The sequence below is a fragment of the Kitasatospora purpeofusca genome, from assembly GCF_034043715.1.
In the GTDB taxonomy this organism is placed as follows: Bacteria; Actinomycetota; Actinomycetes; order Streptomycetales; family Streptomycetaceae; genus Kitasatospora; species Kitasatospora purpeofusca_A.
In genome coordinates, this window is record NZ_JAXCLC010000034.1 from 44620 (window position 1) to 62344 (window position 17725).

The window sequence follows — 17725 nt, forward strand, 5'->3', positions numbered from 1 at the left end:
CGTTGAGCAGCAGTACCCACCGAACCAGGGCCGCCCGCCGGCCCGCGATCCTGCTGCTGCTCCTCGGCCCGCTGCTCGCCCTGACCGCCTGCGGCACGGCCTCCGGCGGCGTCGGCGCGGCCGCCGGGGCGGGCACCTCACGGGCCCCGGACGCGGTCGAACCGCTGCCCGACACACCGGTCCCCGCCCTCCCGGCCACCGCCGCCTCCGCCGACGGCCGGGCCGTCACCGTCGCCAGCGCCGAGCGGATCATCCCGCTCAACGGCAGCCTGGCCGAGATCGTCTTCAGCCTCGGCCTCGGCCCCAGGGCCGTCGCCCGGGACGTCTCCACCACCTTCCAGCAGGCCGCCGCCCTGCCCGTGATCACCCAGGCCCACGAGGTCTCCGCCGAGGGCGTGCTCTCGCTGCACCCGACCGTCGTCCTCGCCGACCGTTCCACCGGCCCGGCCGAGGCGATCGCCCAGATCCGGGCGGCGGGCGTCCCCCTCCTCGTCCTGGACGACGCCAAGCGGCTGGAGGACGTCGGCCCGCGCATCGACGCCGTCGCCGCCGCACTCGGGGTCCCCGACGCTGGATGGCAGTTGAAGGAACGCACCGAACAGCGGACCACCGCCGCCAGGGCCGCCCTGCCGGCCGTCGGGCGCCACCCCAAGGTCGCCTTCCTCTACCTGCGCGGCAGCGCCTCGGTCTACCTGCTCGGCGGCCCGGCCTCCGGCGCCGGCTCGCTGATCACAGCGGTCGGCGGCGAGGACGCCGGCACCGCCGCCGGCCTCACCGGCGACTTCACCCCGCTCACCAGCGAGGCCCTGGTCAAGGCCGCCCCCGACGCGATCCTGGTGATGAGCAAGGGACTCGACTCCGTCGGCGGCGTCGACGGCCTGCTCAAGCTGCCCGGCGTCGCCCAGACCCCGGCCGGCCTCGACCGCCGGATCGTCTCGATCGAGGACGGCCAGCTGCTCAGCTACGGCCCGCGCACGCCCCGGGTGATCCAGGAGATCGCCGAACAGCTCTACCCCGGGGCCGCCGGGTGACCGCCGCCGCGACGGGCGGCAGCGCCGCCACGACCGCGCGACGGCCCGGTCGGACCACCCTGCTCACCGTCGGCCTGGCCGCCGCCCTGGTGCTCTGCGCCGTGCTCGCGGCCGGGACCGGCGCCTACCGGATCCCGCTCGGCGACATCCTCGCCTCCTTCGGCCACCGGCTCGGCCTCGGCGGCCACCAACTCGACCGCGTCCCCGAGTCGGTGCTCTGGAACGTCCGGCTGCCCCGGGTGGTACTGGCCCTGCTGGTCGGCGGCTCGCTCGGCTGCGCGGGCGCCCTGATGCAGGGCGTGTTCGGCAACCCGCTCGCCGAACCGGCCGTCATCGGCGTCTCCTCCGGCGGCGCGGTCGGCGCCGTCGGCTGCATCGTGCTCGGCCTGGACGCGCTCGGCACCTGGACGGTGACCGCCTCCGCCTTCGCCACCGGCCTGCTGACGGTCTTCGCGGTGTACGCGATGTCCCGCTCCGGCGGCCGCTCCGAGGTGGTCACCCTGATCCTCACCGGCGTCGCCGTGAACGCCTTCTGCGGCGCGCTGATCGGCCTGTTCCTGTTCACCGCCGACACCGCCGCGATCAGCCAGGTCACCTTCTGGCAGCTCGGCTCGCTCTCCCAGGCCACCTGGGGCAAGGTCCTCGGCGTGCTCCCGTTCGCGCTCGTCGGGCTCGCCGTCGCGCCCCGCTACGCCCGCTCGCTGGACCTCCTGGCGCTCGGCGAACGGCCCGCCCGGCACCTCGGCGTGGACGTCGAGCGGATGCGACTGGTGCTGATCACCGTCGTCGCCCTGCTCACCGCCGCCGCGGTCGCGGTCAGCGGCATCATCGGCTTCGTCGGCCTGGTCGTCCCGCACCTGCTGCGGATGCTCGCCGGACCGGGCCACCGCTTCCTGCTGCCCGCCTCCGCGCTCGCCGGCGCGCTCGTCCTGGTCGCCGCCGACCTCGCCGCGCGCACCCTCGCCGAACCGGCCGAACTCCCGCTCGGCGTACTCACCGCGCTGATCGGCAGCCCGTTCTTCTTCTGGCTGCTGCGCCGCACCAGGACCAGGCAGGGAGGCTGGGCATGAGGCTCGGACCGCGCAACCGCCCCGAGGTGCCCGAACGCCCCGCCCCGGGCACCGAACTGATCACCGCCCAGGCCGTCCGGCTGAGCCTCGGCGGACACGAGCTGCTGGCCGGCGCGGACGTCCGGGTCACGGCCGGCGAAGTCGTCGCCCTGCTGGGACCGAACGGCGCCGGCAAGTCCACCCTGCTCTCCGTCCTGGCCGGCGACCTCGTCCCGAGCGCGGGCGAAGTCCGGCTGGACGGCCGTCCGCTGACCGGCTACCGGCCCGTCGACCTGGCCCGACGGCGCGCGCTGCTCCCGCAGGCGGCCGCGCTGTCCTTCCCGTTCCCGGCCGACGAGGTGGTCCGGATGGGCCGCGCCCCCTGGGCCGGCACCGCCGCCGCCGAGGAGGACGAACGGGTGGTCGCCGAGGCGATGGCCGCCACCGAGTCCGCCGCGTTCACCGGACGGCCGTTCACCGCCCTCTCCGGCGGCGAACGGGCCCGGGTCGCCCTGGCCCGGGTGCTGGCCCAGCGCACGGCACTGCTGCTGCTGGACGAACCCACCGCCGCGCTCGACCTGCGGCACCAGGAACTCGTGCTGCGCCTCGCCCGGACCCGGGCCGCCGCCGGGGACGGCGTGGTCGTCGTCCTGCACGACCTGTCGCTGGCGGCGGCCTACGCGGACCGCGTGGTACTGCTGGCCGACGGCGCCACCGTCGCCGACGGGCCGGTGGCGGAGGTGCTGCGGGCGCCGCTGCTCAGCAAGGTGTACGGGCACCCGGTCGAGGTGCTGCCGCACCCGCGGACGGGTGTCCCGCTGGTGCTGCCGGAGCGCCGATAGCCCGGCGCCTCCCCCGCCCCGCCGTCAGCTCTCGTCGTCCAGCCGGAAGCCGATCTTCAGGCCGACCTGGAAGTGCTGGATCCGCCCGTCCTCGAGATGGCCCCGGACCTGCGTCACCTCGAACCAGTCGAGGTTGCGCAGGGTCCGGGAGGCCCGTTCCACGCCGTTGCGGATCGCGGCGTCGATGCTCTCGGTCGAGGACCCGACGATCTCGGTCACCCGGTACACGTGCTCGCTCATGGCGGACTCCCTCAGCTGTGCGACGGCCCCCGATCCACCGTGCACCGGGCCCCGCCCGTCCGCACGTCGGCAACCGCCGGACGGAGCGGGGCCCCTGGCTCCCGGGACGGGCGGACCCGCCCCGGGACTCGCCACCCACGAGCGGGCGGCACCCGCCCCGAGACTGCCCACCCACGAGCGGGCGACACCCGCCCCGAGACTGCCCACCCACGAGCGGGCGACACCCGCCCCGAGACTCCTCCCGCAAGCGGGCGACTACCAGCCGGCGGCCCGGACCTCGCCCACCGGGATGCCGCCGCCCAGCAGCGGCGCGGCGGCGATCCGGTCGATCGTGCCGTCCTCCGTGGTGACCCCGAGCCGGCGCAGGGCGGCGGCGAGGACCGGGCCGCGGGCCCGCTCCGCACCGTCGTCGATCTTGAAGGCGAGCGCCCGGCCGTCCGGCAGCGCGACCGCCTGGACGGCCTCGGCGCCCATCTTGGCGAGCGCGCCCGGCACCGCCCGCATCAGCCGGGTGTCGGAGCGGCGGGTGCCGGCCACGTACTCGGGGTGCGCCCGCATCGCGTCGGCGACCCGGCGCTGCGGGGTGCCGGGCCCGGCCAGCAGCAGGGAGCGGTAGCCGCGGGCCAGGCCGGTCAGGCTGACGGCCAGCAGCGGCGCGCCGCAGCCGTCCACCCCGGCGTGCGCGGAGGTCTCGCCGACGGCCTCCTCCAGGGCCTCCTGGGCCAGCCGCTGGATCGGGTGCGCCGGGTCGAGGTAGCTGTCGGTGGGCCAGTCGTTGGCCACGCAGGCGGCCAGCCAGCCGGCGTGCTTGCCGGAGCAGTCCATCAGGACGGGCTCGTGGTCGCCGCCCCAGCGCAGGTGGAGTTCGGCCTCCATCCCGTCCAGCGGGAGGTCCGCAGGGGTCCGCAGGGCGGTCTCGTCGAGGCCGGCGTCGGCCAGTATTCGCCGCACACCGGCGAGGTGGAACGATTCTGCGGAGTGGCTGGACGCCGCCAGCGCCAGCAGCTCGCCCTCCAGCGGCAGCCCGGCCCGCAGGGTGGCCACCGCCTGGAAGGGCTTGGCGCAGGAGCGGGGGAACACCGGAGCGTCCGGCGTGCCGAGGGCGAACTCGACCGAGCCGTCGGCGGCGAGCAGGACCAGGGAGCCGTGGTGCCGGCCCTCGACGAAGCCCGAGCGGACGACCTCGGCGAGCACGGGCAGGGCGGGGTAGGACATGGTGAAGAGCCTTCCGGAGGTGAGGGTGGGCCGGGGGCGAGCCGGGCCCGTCCCCACCCGGGGGCCTCGTCCGGTCAGAGCGGGCCGCCTGCGAGCAGGTCGTCGACCCGTGCTTCCCCATCACGGTACCTGCGGGTGATTTCGGCGTTGCAGCCGTCCGCCGTCCGCAGCAGTCGCTGCCGCCGCCCGGACACCTCGCGCTCGTGCGCGCGCAGCCGTTCCAGCGCCGCCAGCAGCTCCGCCGCCGGGTGCGCGGCCAGGTCGGCCAGCTGCACGTCTCCCATCAACGTGTCCGCCTCCAGCTGGGACCGCTCCCCCCGCGGCGGCCCCAGGGTGACGTGCCGGGCCGAGCGGCGGACGGTCGGCGCCGCGTCCGTCAGGATGGCCGACAGCCGCTCCAGCAGGGCGCCGGCCGGCTCCGCCTGGTCCGTCGGACGGGCCGCGCCGCCGTCGGGCCGGCGGTCCAGCTCGGCCAGCAGGATGTCCATCCGGCCGTGCAGCAGCCGCCGCAGGTAGGAGAGGTCCTCCTCCTGCTCCAGGGTCTCCCGGCGCAGGGTCCGCAGCTGGTCCAGGCCCAGTCCTTCGAGGTCCGGTTCGGACCCGGGGTCCTCCGGTGACCGCTCGTACCGGTCCTGTGCCGTGCCGATCGCATCCATCAACCAACCCACCTGCCGTCGTCCCGATCCCGCCCGCTCGCGGCACCCCGTCGCCTGCCGCCGGTCCGGCCCGTCACCGCCGCGCGCGCCGTCGGCGCGTTCCCGTCCGGAGGCACGCCCGGACGCCCGCGATGGTTCCCTCCCCCGGCCGTGGCCACCCACCGGGGCGACACGACCAGAACGCCTGACCTACCGGCTCGACCGCCCGGCCGAACCGGGTCCGGCGCGGCGGACCTTCGGCGCCCCGGACCACGGACGTGTCCGGCCTTCCCCGCATGACGCGGCGGACGGCCGGATCCGCCCTTGTACGGTCCCCCAGCGTGCCACCCCGCCCGCCGCCGCCGCACCGCCCGTGCACCCGAACGGCCCCCTGGCGAAGAGGGGTGGCTGATACGACCGAAGCTTTTCGCAGCAAGAGCAGCGCCAAGGAGCGCGCAGGCGCACGCTACCCGGCGCGCGCCAGGCCAACAGGCGCTCTTGGGGGGCCTGCTCGCGCCCCCACCGGCTCCGGCAGAATGACCGCATGCGAGCAGTGGTGCAGCGAGTGAGCGAGGCCCGGGTGACGGTGGCCGGGGAGACCGTCGGCGCGATCGAGGGGCCCGGGCTCTGCGCCCTGGTCGGCGTCACCCATGACGACACCCCCGCCAAGGCGGCCCAGCTCGCCCGCAAGCTCTGGACCCTGCGGCTGCTGCCCGCCGACGGGGACGGCGTCGAGCGGTCGTGCTCGGACATCGCGGCGCCGCTGCTGGTCATCAGCCAGTTCACGCTCTACGGCGACGCCCGCAAGGGCCGCCGCCCCACCTGGAACGCCGCCGCGCCCGGCCCGGTCGCCGAGCCGCTGGTGGACGAGGTGGTCGCCCGACTGCGCGCGCTCGGCGCCGAGGTCGAGACCGGCCGGTTCGGCGCCGACATGAAGGTGGCGCTGGTGAACGACGGCCCGTTCACGGTGCTGGTCGAGGTCTGACCGCCGCGATCGGCGGGGCTACTGCGTGGCTACTGCGGGACGATCACGTCCTGCGTCCCCGGCACCGTGCCGGCCAGCAGTACCGCGTCCACCGGCACGTTCCGCTTCACGACGGCCAGCGCGACCGGCCCGAGCTCGTGGTGGCGCGCCGAGGAGGTCACGACGCCGAGCGCCCGCCCCTGCGGATCCGAGGCGAGCCGGACCTCGGTGCCGTGCGGGGGCAGCACCTCCTCGGTGCCGTCCAGGTGCAGGAAGACCAGCCGGCGCGGCGGCCGGCCGAGGTTGTGCACCCGGGCCACCGTCTCCTGCCCCCGGTAGCAGCCCTTCTGCAGGTGGACGGCGGTGGCCAGCCAGTCCACCTCGTGCGGGATGGTCCGGTGGTCGGTCTCGAAGCCGAGCCGCGGCCGGTGGCCCTCGATCCGCAGCGCCTCGTACGCCAGGATGCCGGCCGCCGGGCCGTACCCCGAGGTCAGTGCGGCGAGTTCGGCGCGCGGCAGGAAGAGGTCCCGCCCGTACGTCAGCTCCCGGACGGCTGCCGCGCCCGCGGCGGAGACGGTCGAGCCGGCCGGCAGGTGCACCACCGCGAAGTCGGCGGTCGCGTCGGCCACCTCGACCCGGTAGAAGAACTTCATGCTCTCCAGGTAGCCGATCAGCGCCTGCTGGGTGCCCGGCTCGACGTGCGCCCAGGTGGTGGTGCCGTCGTCGACCAGGTAGAGGGCGTGCTCGACGTGCCCGTTCGGGGAGAGCACCAGCGCCTCGGTGGCCTGCCCCGACGGCAGCGCGCTGACGTGCTGGGTGAGCAGCAGGTGCAGCCAGCTCAGCCGGTCGTCGCCGGTGACGGTGAGCACGCCGCGGTGCGAGAGGTCGACGAAGCCGGACCCCCGGGCGAGGCTGCGTTGCTCGCGGAAGAGGTCACCGTAGTGGGCGGCCACGCCCTCGTCGGCGCCCTCGGCGGGGACGGCTCCGGACAGCGAAAGCAGCGGGCTCTTCAGACCGGTCATACCGGCTAGCTTACGGCCGCTCGGCGGCGCGCTTCGCGGAGCAGTCGGCGCAGCGGCCGAAGATGGCGAAATGCTTGAGGTCGGTGTCGAAGCCGTGCTGGGCGCGCAGGCTGTCGATCAGCGGCTGGGCGATCTCGGTGCCGGTCTCGGTGACCTTCTCGCAGTCCCGGCAGACCAGGTGCAGATGGTGGTGGCGGCCGGCCAGGTGGTAGGTCGGGGCGCCGTGGCCGAGGTGGGCGTGCGAAACCAGGCCGAGCTCCTCCAGCAGCTCCAGGGTCCGGTAGACGGTGGAGATGTTGACGCCGCTGGCGGTCTGCCGGACGTGGCAGAGGATGTCGTCCGGGGTGGCGTGGTCGAGCGCGTCGACCGCCTCCAGGACGAGCTGGCGCTGCGGGGTGAGCCGGTAGCCGCGTTCGCGCAGATCGGCCTTCCAGTCTCCGGAGAGCTGCCAGTCGGTGGTGCCGGTGTCCGCCACGGTCCTGTTCCCTGCCAAACGTCGGGGGTCCTGGGACAAGTGTAGGGACCGGCCGACGGGCCGGTCCCTGTACCTGTGCGCCTCGGCGGACGCCGCGCGCTTCCTACTTGAAGAACGCGATGCCGTCGTCCGGCAGGTCGTTGATGTCCTTGATCAGCTGGGCCGGCGAGAGCACCTTCTTCAGCTGGGCGGACATGTACGGGCGCAGCGGGACGTTCGGGGCGGCCTTCTCGCCGACCCAGAGCAGTTCCTCGTTGACGAAGCCGTAGAGCCGCTTGCCGCCCGAGTACTCCGGGGAGCCCTCGATCCGGGCCACCGCGTCGGTGGAGACGTCGATCTGCGGCTTGCCGTCGGCCAGCTCGCCGTACCAGATCTCCACCGTGCCGTCGTCGCGGACGGAGGAGATCTCGATCCCGCGGGCACCGCTGGCGCCGTGCTGGTTGCTGGTGACGCGCCAGAAGGCGTGCTCGTTCTCCAGCGGACGGACCTTCTCGCCCTCGTTGTCCAGCACCCAGCTGCGGGAGCGGAACTCCAGGAAGGGCCGTCCGTCGTGGCGGATGACGATCTCCTGGCCGAAGTTGCACTTCTCGGTGTCCTGGCCCTCCGCGCCCGGCAGGGGGGCGTAGACGCCCGCGCCCTCCCAGGTGCCGAGGAGGAAGGCCAGCGGGACGACGTCCTTGTGGAGGTCAGAGGGGATCTCGATCATGTTCCTGGTCGCTGTCGTCGGTGCGGGATCACTTCAACCGTACGGCAGTCGCTCAGCGCTGGCCCTGGTACAGCTTCATCACCGAGAAGACGGCGAACCAGGTGATCAGCACGGCCATGAGGGCCAGCAGACCGTCGAAGAAGATTTCCAGACCGGACACGGGGGGCTCCCAGGGCGGCGACAGTGTGATGGATTCAGCTGGCGCTCACTCTATCCGGACGGCACCGACGGGTCTCGGTGAGCCCCACCACGTCGGCGATCTAGTGTGTCGGGCATGTCGTCTCAGAAGAAGCTCGTCATCAAGGTGACCGCCGGGGCCGACGCTCCCGAGCGGTGCTCGCAGGCCTTCACGGTGGCGGCGGTCGCCGTCGCCAGCGGGGTCGAGGTCTCGCTCTGGCTGACCGGGGAGTCGTCCTGGTTCGCCCTGCCCGGGCGCGCGGCCGGGTTCGAGCTGCCGCACGCGGCGCCGCTGCCGGACCTGCTGGAGTCGGTCCTGGCGGCCGGCACGGTCACCCTCTGCACCCAGTGCGCGGTGCGGCGCGGGATCGAGCAGAAGGACACCGTCGAGGGTGTCCGGATCGCGGGCGCCCAGGTCTTCGTCAGCGAGATCATGGCCGACGGCGTGCAGGCCCTCGTGTACTAGCCAGGAGGCCCCTCCCGGTCGGGCCCCTCCCGGTCAGCGCGGTCCCGGTCGGGGCGGTCCCGGTCGTGGCCGGGCTCGTCCCACTTCGGGTCCTCCCAGCGCGGGTCGTTCCACCAGTCGTCCTCGGGGTCCCGCTTGTTGGCGAAGACCGCGGCGGCGGGCGGGATCACCATCGCGACCACGCACATACCGATCGCGGCCGGGACGGACCAGAACCGCACGACACCCCAGGCCAGCACGAACAGCCCGAGGCAGACGCCCATCATGGCGAAGTAGTAGCGGTGTCGCCGACGTGCCTGCACACGTCCACGGTATGCCCGAGGGCCCCCGCACGGCAGGGGCCCTCGGTGACGCCGATCCGTCGTGGACCGGTCAGACCGCGATCGCGACCTCGGTCAGGTTGCCCTGGGAGGCGACCACCTGGCGGTCCACGGTCTGGCCCGGGATGAGCGCGCGCAGGGTCCACTTGCCCGGGCGCGCGAAGAACCGGAACTGGCCGGTCGCCGAGGTGGGCACCTCGGCCGTGAACTCGCCGCCCTCGTCGAGCAGCCGGACGTAGCCGTTGACCGGCTCGCCGTCTCGGGTCACCGAACCCTGGATGATGGTCTCGTTCGCCACGTCAACTCCTGCCAGGTCCGGGCCGCCGGCCTTCGCACCGCACATTGTCCTGTTTCCCTTCGGTCTTACGGGTGGAGCCGGTGGCTCAGTTGCCGAGCTCGATCGGCACGCCGACGAGGCTGCCGTACTCGGTCCAGGAGCCGTCGTAGTTCTTCACGTTCTCCTGGCCGAGCAGCTCGTGCAGGACGAACCAGGTGAGCGCCGAGCGCTCGCCGATGCGGCAGTAGGCGATGGTGTCCTTCGCCAGGTCGATGCCCTCGGCCTCGTACAGGGCCTTGAGCTCGTCGTCGCTCTTGAAGGTGCCGTCGTCGTTGGCGTTCTTCGCCCACGGGATGTTGCGCGCGGAGGGCACGTGGCCGGGGCGCTGCGACTGCTCCTGCGGGAGGTGGGCCGGGGCGAGCAGCTTGCCGGAGAACTCGTCGGGCGAGCGGACGTCGACCAGGTTGAGCGTGCCGATGGCGGCGAGCACGTCGTCGCGGAAGGCGCGGATCGAGGAGTCGACGGCCTGCGCCGTGTACTCGGTCGCGGCGCGCTGCGGCACCTCGGCGACCAGGTCGCGGGAGTCGAGCTCCCACTTCTTGCGGCCGCCGTCGAGCAGGCGGACGTCACCGTGGCCGTACAGCTTGAAGTACCAGTAGGCGTACGAGGCGAACCAGTTGTTGTTGCCGCCGTAGAGGACGACGGTGTCGTCGTTGGCGATGCCCTTGGCACTGAGCAGCGCCTCGAAGCCGGCCTGGTCGATGAAGTCGCGGCGGACCGGGTCCTGGAGGTCGGACTTCCAGTCGATCCGGACGGCGTTGCGGATGTGGTTCTTGTCGTAGGCGGAGGTGTCCTCGTCGACCTCGACGATGACGACCTTCGGGTCGTCCAGGCGGGCCTGGACCCAGTCGGCGTCGACCAGGACGTCGCTGCGGCTCATGGTGATGTTCTCCATCCGGGGGCGGTTTGCGGAAGGTGGTGCTGCTGGTGGCTGCTTCGGGTGCTGCGACGCAGCGGGGGTGCGGTCGCCCGTCGGACGCCCGTCCGAATTCCCGTCCGAATAGTGGGACGTACGGCGGCGTGCGGTGGGAGCGCGCGAGAGGTGCGGAGCAGGGCGGCCGCGCCCGGCCCGAGGGGCCGGCACAGGTCACCGGAGAAATCGGCGGCGGGCGGCAACTGCCCTGCCAGGACGCCGAGTCAGCGCATTCGACACAGACAGGCGGCCACGCGGCACAGGTCTACCGCCCGCCGCTTCGTGAGGTCCGTCTGTCGCTTCATGCAGACGATGCTAGGGACACCCGGCGCCCGCTGTCATCAGCGTATCGAATACCGAGACCGGATAGCTCGGATGCTGGGATTTGACCTGCCCATGGGCATCGGGAACCGGCCACGGTCCGGACGGCGGGGCCCCGGGGGCCGCTCCGGGGGCGGGAACAGCACCGCTCCGCGGCCGGCGCTGGACAGCGCGTCTCGCGGAGCGGAACGGTGGGCGGCGGGGCCCGGTCAGCCGATGAGCTTGATGCCCTTGCCGTCGAAGGCCAGCCGGAAGCCGTCCTCCTGCGGCGTCACCGAGGCGAGGTTCAGCCCGGCGGGGAGCGCGGCGAGAGTGAAGCTGATCGGGGCGATGGCCTGGTCGGACACCCCGGCGAGCAGTGTGGCCATCGCGCTCATCCGGAAGCCGTCCACCGTCACGGTGTTCCCCTTGTTGTGCACCGAGGCCTCACCGACCGGGAACGGCCCGAGCGAGGCCTTGACCTTGCCCGGCCCGCCGTAGGAGAGGCTCAGCCGGGTGTTGGCGCCGAGCGAGAGCCGGCCCGCGTTCGGCACCAGCTCCGAGGCCGGCGGCAGCAGTCGCGACAGGTCCGCGTAGTCGATCAGACCGGAGCCGGAACCGGTGTCCACGGTGGCGCTGCTCATGTTGTCGCTGACCTCGACACCGGAGAGCCTGGCCGAGAAGGAATGCAGCGCGACCTTGTCCTTGCCCTCGCCGACGGTCAGCCCGTCGGCGGAGATCCGCACATCGTCCAGCTTCTGCCAGACGACCTGGGTGAGGAACGGGAAGCCCTCGATCGACACGTGCGGCTTCTGGCTCATCCGGCCGCTCTTCAGGATCTGGTCAGCCGCCTCGTCCTCGGCCACCCCCACGGCTATCCGGTCGGCGCCCACCAGCACCCCCGAGAGCACCACCAGGCCGATGGTCGCCTTCAGCCAGCCGCGCATCGCTCTCCCCCGTCGTCGCCGGTCGCCGTCGTTCGCTGTCGTTCGCCGTGCTGCGCTGTGATGCGCTGTGCTCTGCTGTGCTGCGCTGTCGTGCACCGTCCGCGTGCCGCGGTCGTGCCGCGGTCGTACCGCGGTCGCGCTGCGGTCGGCCCCCACCGCGGCGGATCCGGGTACTCCGGTACGGCCGCTCCGCACGACCGTACGACGTCCCGCCCCGGAGCATGGTTCCGGGGCGGGACGTCGTACGGAAGACCGCCGTGGCGGCGGCGGTCAGCCGAGCAGGGTCGTGGCGATCCACACCAGGGGCGCCGCGACCGCGAGTGGCAGCGCCACGCCCGCCGTCATGTGCACGAACCGGGACGGGAAGTCGTACCCCGCCACCCGGCGGCCGATCAGGGCGCCGAGACCGGCCGCCGCGCCCAGCGCCGGCGGGGCGCCGACCGCGAGACCCAGCCCGACCGCCGCGAGCAGGCCCAGCAGCGGGCCCAGCCACTTCGGCCCGGGCAGCGGTGCGGCCGCCAGCAGCGTCGCCAGCGCGACCGCCCCGACCGCCGCCGGCACCCAGTCCGCCAGCAGCAGCGCCGTGCAGAGCACCGTCACCACGGTGGCCGAACCGAGCACGGTGAGCGCGTAGAACCGCTCCTTCGGATCGGCCGGCCGGAACGTCTGCAGCACCAGGACCAGCAGGAAGAACCCGCCGAGCGTGCCGACCACCGCCGCCGTGCCGCCGTCCTCGTCGGCCAGCAGCACCGCCGCGTCGGCCACCACGCCGGACAGCGCGGCCAGCGCGATGCCCTGACGGGCCGGCCACATGCCGTTCAGCCGGAACCAGCCGGCCGCCGTCAGACCCTGGAGCAGCACGAGCGCCAGCGCCAGCCCGACCTGGCCGAGCGCCGCGCCGCCGGCCAGCAGGGCGGCGGCACCGGCGGTGAGCAGGGCCGGCTGGAGGCCGGGGTCGTTGATCGGCGAACCGGTCCGGACGGCGGGCGCCGCCGGAGCCGGGACCGGGGCCGGGGCCGGGGCAGGGGTGACCGGGAACGGCGCCGGGGCGGTGAACGGCGCGGCCGGAGCCCCAGGAGCGCCGTGGCCGGCCGGCACCGCGTGCGCGTGCTGCGCGGCGCGGGCCGCCCTGGCCGCGCGGGCGGCGGCCGGGTCGGTCAGCACGGGGGCCGGCGGCTCCGGCAGCTTCAGGGTCATGGTCGGCTGGTCCAGGGCCTGCCCCTGATCCGGCACGGGCGCCGGGACGTGGGCCTGGGCCTGGGGCTGCGCGTGGGTTGGGGCACGGCCCTGCGCCGGACCCTGGCCGTACGGGGCCCCGGCGGGTGCCTGGGCCTGCGGCCGGCCGTGCCGGGCCCGGGGCTGGGCGTGGCCGGGGAACGGCTCCGCCGGCCGGCCCTCGGCACCCGGCAGCACCACGCCGGACACCCGCACGGGCGGGAGCAGTGCCGTCTCGGCCGCGTCGTCCAGCGGCGGCACCGGCGGGAGCAGCGCCGTCGCGGCGTCGTCCACGGCCGGACCACTGCCCGGCCCCGCCCCGTAGGGCGGCTGCCCGTACGCCTGCTGTCCCTGGGCCTGCTGCCCGTGGGCCTGCTGTCCGTACGGCTGCTGCTGCGGGTATCCCGGCGGCTGCGCCGACGGTCCGCCGTACGGCGGTGCACCCGCTCCGGGGGCGTGCGGCTGCGCCGCGAGCCCCTGCTGCGCATAAGGATCCGGCGCGTACCCCTGCTGCGGGGCGTACGGATACGGCGGCTGCTGGGGGTAGTACCCCTGTGGCCCCGGCTGCTGCGACTGCGGCTGCTCCTGCGCCGCCGCCGGCTGCTGCTGCGGGGGCTGCTGGGGCTGCCCGTACGGGTACTGCATTTGCTGCGGCGGCTGCGCCCGGTGCCGCCGCGGCGGCCCCTCGGGGGTCCCGTTCGTCCCGGTCACGCCGCTCACCCGCCCGCGAACGGCGGGAGGACCTCGACGGTGCCGCCCTCACTGAGCGCCACCGTCGTGTGATCACGGCCGCCCACCGGCGAACCGTCCACCAGGTAGGAGCAGTGGCCGAGCAGCAGGACCAGCTTCGGCCGGTCGGCGTGCCGCTCCCTGGCCTCCGCCAGCGCCTCGGCCAGGGTCACGGCCAGGTACGGCTCCTCGGCCAGCCCGGCCTCCGACTTCGCCGCCGCCCAGTAGCGGATCGTTCCGCTCACCCGAACGGCGGCCGCCGGGTCGTGCCCGGTGGTCGCGCCCATGGCAACCCCTTCTCGTCGTCCTCGCCCGTTCCCGGGTACCCCGGCCGGGTCCACCACCGGAGGCGGCCGGGCGTCGCCCGAAAGGTGTACGCGCACGGTGCCGCCGATGTGCGTCCCATGATGGCGTGTTCGCCCGCAGGAGCGGCAATCGCCCTGGCCCGGTGCCCGGCGGCGCCCTCGCGAAGCTGTGGCAGGGCTCACCCGGGGCGCGCCCGAAAAGGGCCGAACCGCCGGGTCGGAGCCCTCCCGGCCCGGGGACCGGTCGGCTATCCTCGACCCCTGAGGGATCCGGGCAGAGTCGCCCCCGGGTCCTTTTGTGCTTTCAGGACGCCAGTACGGACGTTCTTGCGAATCGTCGGCCCACCCCCGGCGGTCCGCTGGAACCGCCCCCGCCACGCACGGCACAAGGACGTGCCGGGCCCGGCAGGGGCGTCGGACAACCCCGGCTCCGGGCCGCCGCCCGGGACGGGCCAGGACCGGAAGGTTCGCGGGATGAACAGGGCAGAAACGGTGCACCACGGGTTGCGGGACCCCCGGCGCGCGCCCCGTTCGGCCGCCCGCGGCAGCGGGTCCAACGGTTCCCACCGGGCGTCCCCCTCCTCCCCCTCACCAGCACGTGCGCCATCCGGCTGTGGCGGCGGCCGGAACGCGACCGCGACGACCCGGAAAGGGGACTACCGGGTATGAGTTCTCTGCTCCTCCTCACCAACGCGCTGCAGCCCTCCGCGGAGGTACTGCCCGCGCTCGGCCTGCTGCTGCACAACGTCCGGGTGGCGCCCGCCGAGGGTGCCGCCCTGGTCGACACCCCCAGCGCCGACGTCATCCTGGTGGACGGCAGGCGCGACCTGCCGCAGATCCGCAGCCTCTGCCAGCTGCTGCGCTCCACCGGCATCGGCTCCCCGCTGATCCTGGTGGTGACCGAGGGCGGCCTGGCCGCCGTCACCGCGGAGTGGGGCATCGACGACGTCCTGCTCGACACCGCCGGCCCGGCCGAGGTCGAGGCCCGGCTGCGGCTCGCCCTCGGCCGGCTCCAGGTGGCCACCGACGACAGCCCGACGGAGATCCGCAACGGCGACCTCTCGGTCGACGAGGCCACCTACTCGGCCAAGCTCAAGGGCCGGGTGCTCGACCTCACCTTCAAGGAGTTCGAGCTGCTCAAGTACCTCGCCCAGCACCCCGGCCGGGTCTTCACCCGGGCCCAGCTGCTGCAGGAGGTCTGGGGCTACGACTACTTCGGCGGCACCCGGACGGTCGACGTGCACGTCCGGCGGCTGCGGGCCAAGCTCGGCGTCGAGCACGAGGGCCTGATCGGCACCGTCCGCAACGTCGGCTACCGCTTCGTCGTCCCGGAGAAGCCCGACAAGGGCGAGCGTCCCGACCAGGCCGCCCGGCGCCCCGCGACGGTCCTGGAGGCCTGACCGGCGGGGCCGGGCGGGCCCGCTCCGCACCGCCCGGCCCGGCCTGTCCGGATTCGCCCCACCCCGTCCGGGAGCCGGCCCACGAACGGCCCCGGCCGGGGGCGGTCCCCACTGCCCGGCCGCACGCCACCCGCGTAGACTCCCCCCGTGGCCAAAGTGACGCGCGACGATGTAGCCCGACTGGCTGGTACCTCGACCGCGGTCGTCAGCTACGTGATCAACAACGGGCCGCGGCCGGTCGCGCCCGCCACCCGGGAGAAGGTGCTCGCCGCGATCGAGCAGCTCGGCTACCGGCCGAACAGCGTCGCGCAGGCGATGGCCTCCCGCCGCACCAACCTCATCGGCATGGTCGTCCCGGACGCCCGCCAGCCGTTCTTCGCCGAGATGGCGCACGCCGTGGAACGGGCCGCCTCCGAACGCGGCAAGCTGGTGCTGATCGGCAACTCCGACTACGTCGACGACCGCGAGGTCCACTACGTCCGCGCCTTCCTCGGCATGCGGGTCTCCGGCCTGATCCTGGTCAGCCAGGGCCCCTCCCAGCGGGCCGCCGAGGAGTTCGCCGCCATGGAGGGGGCGAAGGTCGTCCTGCTGCACCGCCGCCCCGAGGCGATCGACGACGTCGCGGTGGTCACCGACGACGTGGGCGGCGCCGAGGCCGTCGTCCGCCACCTGCTGGAGGTGCACGGGCACCCGTACGTGGCCTGCTTCGGCGGCCCGGTCGAGTCCCCCGCGCCCGGTGACCCGGTCATCGACCACGTCGAGGGCTGGCAGCGCGCCATGGACGCGCACGGCCTGCCGACCGAACCGCACCTGATCGACGCGCCCTTCCACCGCTACGGCGCCTACGACGTCGCCCTCGGCGTGCTGCGCTCCGAGAACCGCCCCCCGGCGATCTTCTGCTCCACCGACGACCAGGCCATCGGTGTCCTGCGGGCCGCCCGCGAGGTGGGCCTGCGGGTGCCGGAGGACCTCGCCGTGGCCGGCTTCGACGACGTGCCGGAGGCCGCGCTGGCCGACCCGCCGCTGACCACCGTCGCCTCCGACCGCGACGCGATGGCCCGGGCCGCGGTGGACCTCGTCCTGGACGACTCGTTGATGGTGCCCGGCTCGGACACCGAACGGGTCCGCAAGTTCCCGTCGCGCCTGGTCGTACGGCGTTCCTGCGGCTGCTCGCCGGACGGCGCCGGGTCGTAGCGCGCGGCCCGGCCTGACCAGGCTTTATGAGAAGTCAACGGGCTTCTCGGAGCCTTCTGAGCGCACTCTCACCGGATTCTCATCCGCCGGGCGGACGTTGGTCGCCATGAGCGATCACCAGCAGTGGCAGCACCGCACCGACGGACCGTACGACGGCCCGTACGACGGACCGTCCGAGCACCCGGCCGGATCCCCCGGGGACCGGGTCGTCCCGGGCACCGTCCTGCGCGGCAGCCTGTACGAGCGCACCGGCTACGGCGCCGCCGGCACCCCGCCCCCTCCCCCGCTCCCGCCGTTCCCGCCCGAGCCGGCCGGCCCGGCACCGTCCGCGGGTCCCGGCCACCGGGCCCGGCGCGGCCTGCTGCGCGGGCGGCTCACCCTGGTCACCGCCGTCGCCGCGGTCGCCGCCGTCCTCGGCGGGGTCACCGGCGGCGTCGTCGCCGCCCAGGGCCACGGCTCGGCGAGCCGCACCGGCACCGTCGCCGGCCCGGTCGCCGCCCGTTCCGACGGCAGCGCCGACGTCGCCGCCGTCGCGGCCGCCGCCGCGCCCAGCGTCGTCCAAATCACGGTGCAGACCGCGAACGGGACCGCCACCGGCACCGGCGTGATCCTCACCTCCGGCGGCCAGATCCTCACCAACTACCACGTGGTCTCCGGCGCGGCCGACGGCGGCCGGATCACCGTCGCCTTCCACGACGGCTCCACCGCGACCGCCGCCCTCACCGGCACCGACAAGAGCCTGGACGCCGCCGTGATCACCGCGAGCGGCGCCCGGCAGCTCACCCCCGCCGTGCTCGGCGACTCCGCCGCCGTCTCGGTCGGCGACCCGGTCGTCGCCATCGGCAACCCCGAGGGCCTCACCGGCACCGTCACCTCCGGCATCATCAGCGCCGAGCACCGCGAGGTCACCGTCCAGCTCGACGAGGGCACCACCAGCGGCAACGGCGGCTTCGGCCTCCCCGACCTGCCCGGGCTGCGCGGCAGCACCCCGCAGAACGGCGGCCGCACCGCCACCTACCAGGCCTTCCAGACCGACGCCGCACTCAACCCGGGCAACTCCGGCGGCCCGCTGATCAACGCCTCCGGGCAGGTCATCGGCATCAACTCGGCCATGTACTCGCCGAGCGGATCGAGCGCCACCGCCGGCGGCAGCGGGGCCGGCAGCGTCGGCCTGGGCTTCGCCATCCCGATCGACGACGTCAAGCAGGTGCTGCCCCGGCTGCAGTCCGGCCAGAACGTCTGA

At 74.4% G+C, this 17725-nt stretch carries 21 protein-coding genes; 8 read left to right on the forward strand and 13 right to left on the reverse strand.

Features of this window, described 5'->3' with window-relative positions:
- Positions 1-2 precede the first annotated feature (2 nt).
- The 3 genes from SM793_RS19045 to SM793_RS19055 are packed head-to-tail and all read left to right on the forward strand — an operon-like array spanning position 3 to position 2922.
- A complete protein-coding gene (locus tag SM793_RS19045) occupies positions 3-1031 on the forward strand; it encodes a heme/hemin ABC transporter substrate-binding protein (protein WP_413815992.1) in 1029 nt (342 codons plus the stop codon).
- Positions 1028-2101, forward strand: a complete 1074-nt coding sequence (locus SM793_RS19050) for an iron ABC transporter permease (RefSeq protein WP_320439410.1) — start codon at positions 1028-1030, stop codon at positions 2099-2101. Before SM793_RS19045 ends, SM793_RS19050 begins: the two co-directional genes overlap by 4 nt.
- Complete coding sequence (locus SM793_RS19055) at positions 2098-2922, forward strand: heme ABC transporter ATP-binding protein (protein WP_320439411.1); 825 nt, start codon at positions 2098-2100, stop codon at positions 2920-2922. The genes SM793_RS19050 and SM793_RS19055 overlap by 4 nt, the downstream gene beginning before the upstream one ends.
- Positions 2923-2946: 24 nt before the next feature.
- Here SM793_RS19055 and SM793_RS19060 read toward each other — a convergent pair whose 3' ends face one another.
- From SM793_RS19060 to SM793_RS19070, 3 genes are all read right to left on the reverse strand, one after another.
- Positions 2947-3162, reverse strand: a complete 216-nt coding sequence (locus SM793_RS19060) for a dodecin (protein WP_320439412.1) — start codon at positions 3160-3162, stop codon at positions 2947-2949.
- A 255-nt stretch (positions 3163-3417) separates the two neighbouring features.
- Positions 3418-4377, reverse strand: a complete 960-nt coding sequence (locus tag SM793_RS19065; protein WP_320439413.1) for an asparaginase — start codon at positions 4375-4377, stop codon at positions 3418-3420.
- A 74-nt stretch (positions 4378-4451) separates the two neighbouring features.
- Positions 4452-5033 carry an ABC transporter substrate-binding protein gene (locus SM793_RS19070; protein WP_320439444.1) on the reverse strand — a complete coding sequence of 194 codons (582 nt, stop codon included), beginning with the start codon at positions 5031-5033 and terminating at the stop codon, positions 4452-4454.
- Between the two features lie 523 nt (positions 5034-5556).
- Here SM793_RS19070 and dtd point away from each other — a divergent pair.
- Positions 5557-5997: a D-aminoacyl-tRNA deacylase gene (gene dtd, locus SM793_RS19075; RefSeq protein ID WP_320439414.1), complete on the forward strand. Its 441-nt coding sequence runs from the start codon at positions 5557-5559 to the stop codon at positions 5995-5997.
- A 29-nt stretch (positions 5998-6026) separates the two neighbouring features.
- Here dtd and SM793_RS19080 read toward each other — a convergent pair whose 3' ends face one another.
- The 3 genes from SM793_RS19080 to SM793_RS19090 form a co-directional block, all read right to left on the reverse strand.
- Positions 6027-6989, reverse strand: coding sequence for a glycine cleavage T C-terminal barrel domain-containing protein (locus tag SM793_RS19080; protein WP_320439445.1), 963 nt, complete (start codon positions 6987-6989; stop codon positions 6027-6029).
- Positions 6990-7008: 19 nt separating this feature from the next.
- Positions 7009-7473 (reverse strand): Fur family transcriptional regulator, encoded by a 465-nt coding sequence (locus SM793_RS19085; protein ID WP_320439415.1) that lies wholly within the window; start codon positions 7471-7473, stop codon positions 7009-7011.
- 103 nt (positions 7474-7576) lie between these two features.
- Positions 7577-8179, reverse strand: coding sequence for an FABP family protein (locus SM793_RS19090; protein ID WP_266270259.1), 603 nt, complete (start codon positions 8177-8179; stop codon positions 7577-7579).
- A 274-nt stretch (positions 8180-8453) separates the two neighbouring features.
- Here SM793_RS19090 and SM793_RS19095 point away from each other — a divergent pair, with 274 nt between their 5' ends.
- The gene (locus SM793_RS19095) at positions 8454-8822 is read left to right on the forward strand and encodes a DsrE family protein (protein WP_093861462.1); all 369 of its coding nucleotides are present in this window, start codon (positions 8454-8456) and stop codon (positions 8820-8822) included.
- Here the strand turns inward: SM793_RS19095 and SM793_RS19100 are convergent.
- From SM793_RS19100 to SM793_RS19125, 7 genes are all read right to left on the reverse strand, one after another.
- Positions 8819-9124 (reverse strand): DUF3099 domain-containing protein, encoded by a 306-nt coding sequence (locus tag SM793_RS19100; RefSeq protein WP_320439416.1) that lies wholly within the window; start codon positions 9122-9124, stop codon positions 8819-8821. The two genes, SM793_RS19095 and SM793_RS19100, sit on opposite strands and share 4 nt — an antisense overlap.
- A gap of 70 nt (positions 9125-9194) precedes the next feature.
- On the reverse strand, positions 9195-9485 hold the full coding sequence (locus SM793_RS19105; protein ID WP_030397542.1) for a DUF1416 domain-containing protein: 291 nt from the start codon (positions 9483-9485) through the stop codon (positions 9195-9197).
- 40 nt (positions 9486-9525) lie between these two features.
- Positions 9526-10359 carry a sulfurtransferase gene (locus tag SM793_RS19110; RefSeq protein WP_266311811.1) on the reverse strand — a complete coding sequence of 278 codons (834 nt, stop codon included), beginning with the start codon at positions 10357-10359 and terminating at the stop codon, positions 9526-9528.
- A gap of 257 nt (positions 10360-10616) precedes the next feature.
- Positions 10617-10697 (reverse strand): Ms5788A family Cys-rich leader peptide, encoded by an 81-nt coding sequence (locus tag SM793_RS36465; protein WP_350517234.1) that lies wholly within the window; start codon positions 10695-10697, stop codon positions 10617-10619.
- Positions 10698-10922: 225 nt separating this feature from the next.
- Positions 10923-11639 carry a DUF2993 domain-containing protein gene (locus SM793_RS19115; RefSeq protein WP_320439417.1) on the reverse strand — a complete coding sequence of 239 codons (717 nt, stop codon included), beginning with the start codon at positions 11637-11639 and terminating at the stop codon, positions 10923-10925.
- A gap of 270 nt (positions 11640-11909) precedes the next feature.
- Positions 11910-13565 carry a hypothetical protein gene (locus tag SM793_RS19120; protein ID WP_320439418.1) on the reverse strand — a complete coding sequence of 552 codons (1656 nt, stop codon included), beginning with the start codon at positions 13563-13565 and terminating at the stop codon, positions 11910-11912.
- A 5-nt stretch (positions 13566-13570) separates the two neighbouring features.
- Complete coding sequence (locus SM793_RS19125; RefSeq protein ID WP_320439419.1) at positions 13571-13870, reverse strand: MoaD/ThiS family protein; 300 nt, start codon at positions 13868-13870, stop codon at positions 13571-13573.
- A gap of 683 nt (positions 13871-14553) precedes the next feature.
- On the opposite strand from SM793_RS19125, the gene SM793_RS19130 reads away from it, so the two are divergent.
- The 3 genes from SM793_RS19130 to SM793_RS19140 all read left to right on the forward strand — a co-directional run bounded on the left by SM793_RS19130 (position 14554) and on the right by SM793_RS19140 (position 17725).
- Complete coding sequence (locus tag SM793_RS19130; protein WP_320439420.1) at positions 14554-15288, forward strand: response regulator transcription factor; 735 nt, start codon at positions 14554-14556, stop codon at positions 15286-15288.
- Positions 15289-15435: 147 nt separating this feature from the next.
- Positions 15436-16482, forward strand: coding sequence for a LacI family DNA-binding transcriptional regulator (locus tag SM793_RS19135; protein ID WP_266311815.1), 1047 nt, complete (start codon positions 15436-15438; stop codon positions 16480-16482).
- Positions 16483-16588: 106 nt separating this feature from the next.
- Positions 16589-17725: a S1C family serine protease gene (locus SM793_RS19140; protein ID WP_320439421.1), complete on the forward strand. Its 1137-nt coding sequence runs from the start codon at positions 16589-16591 to the stop codon at positions 17723-17725.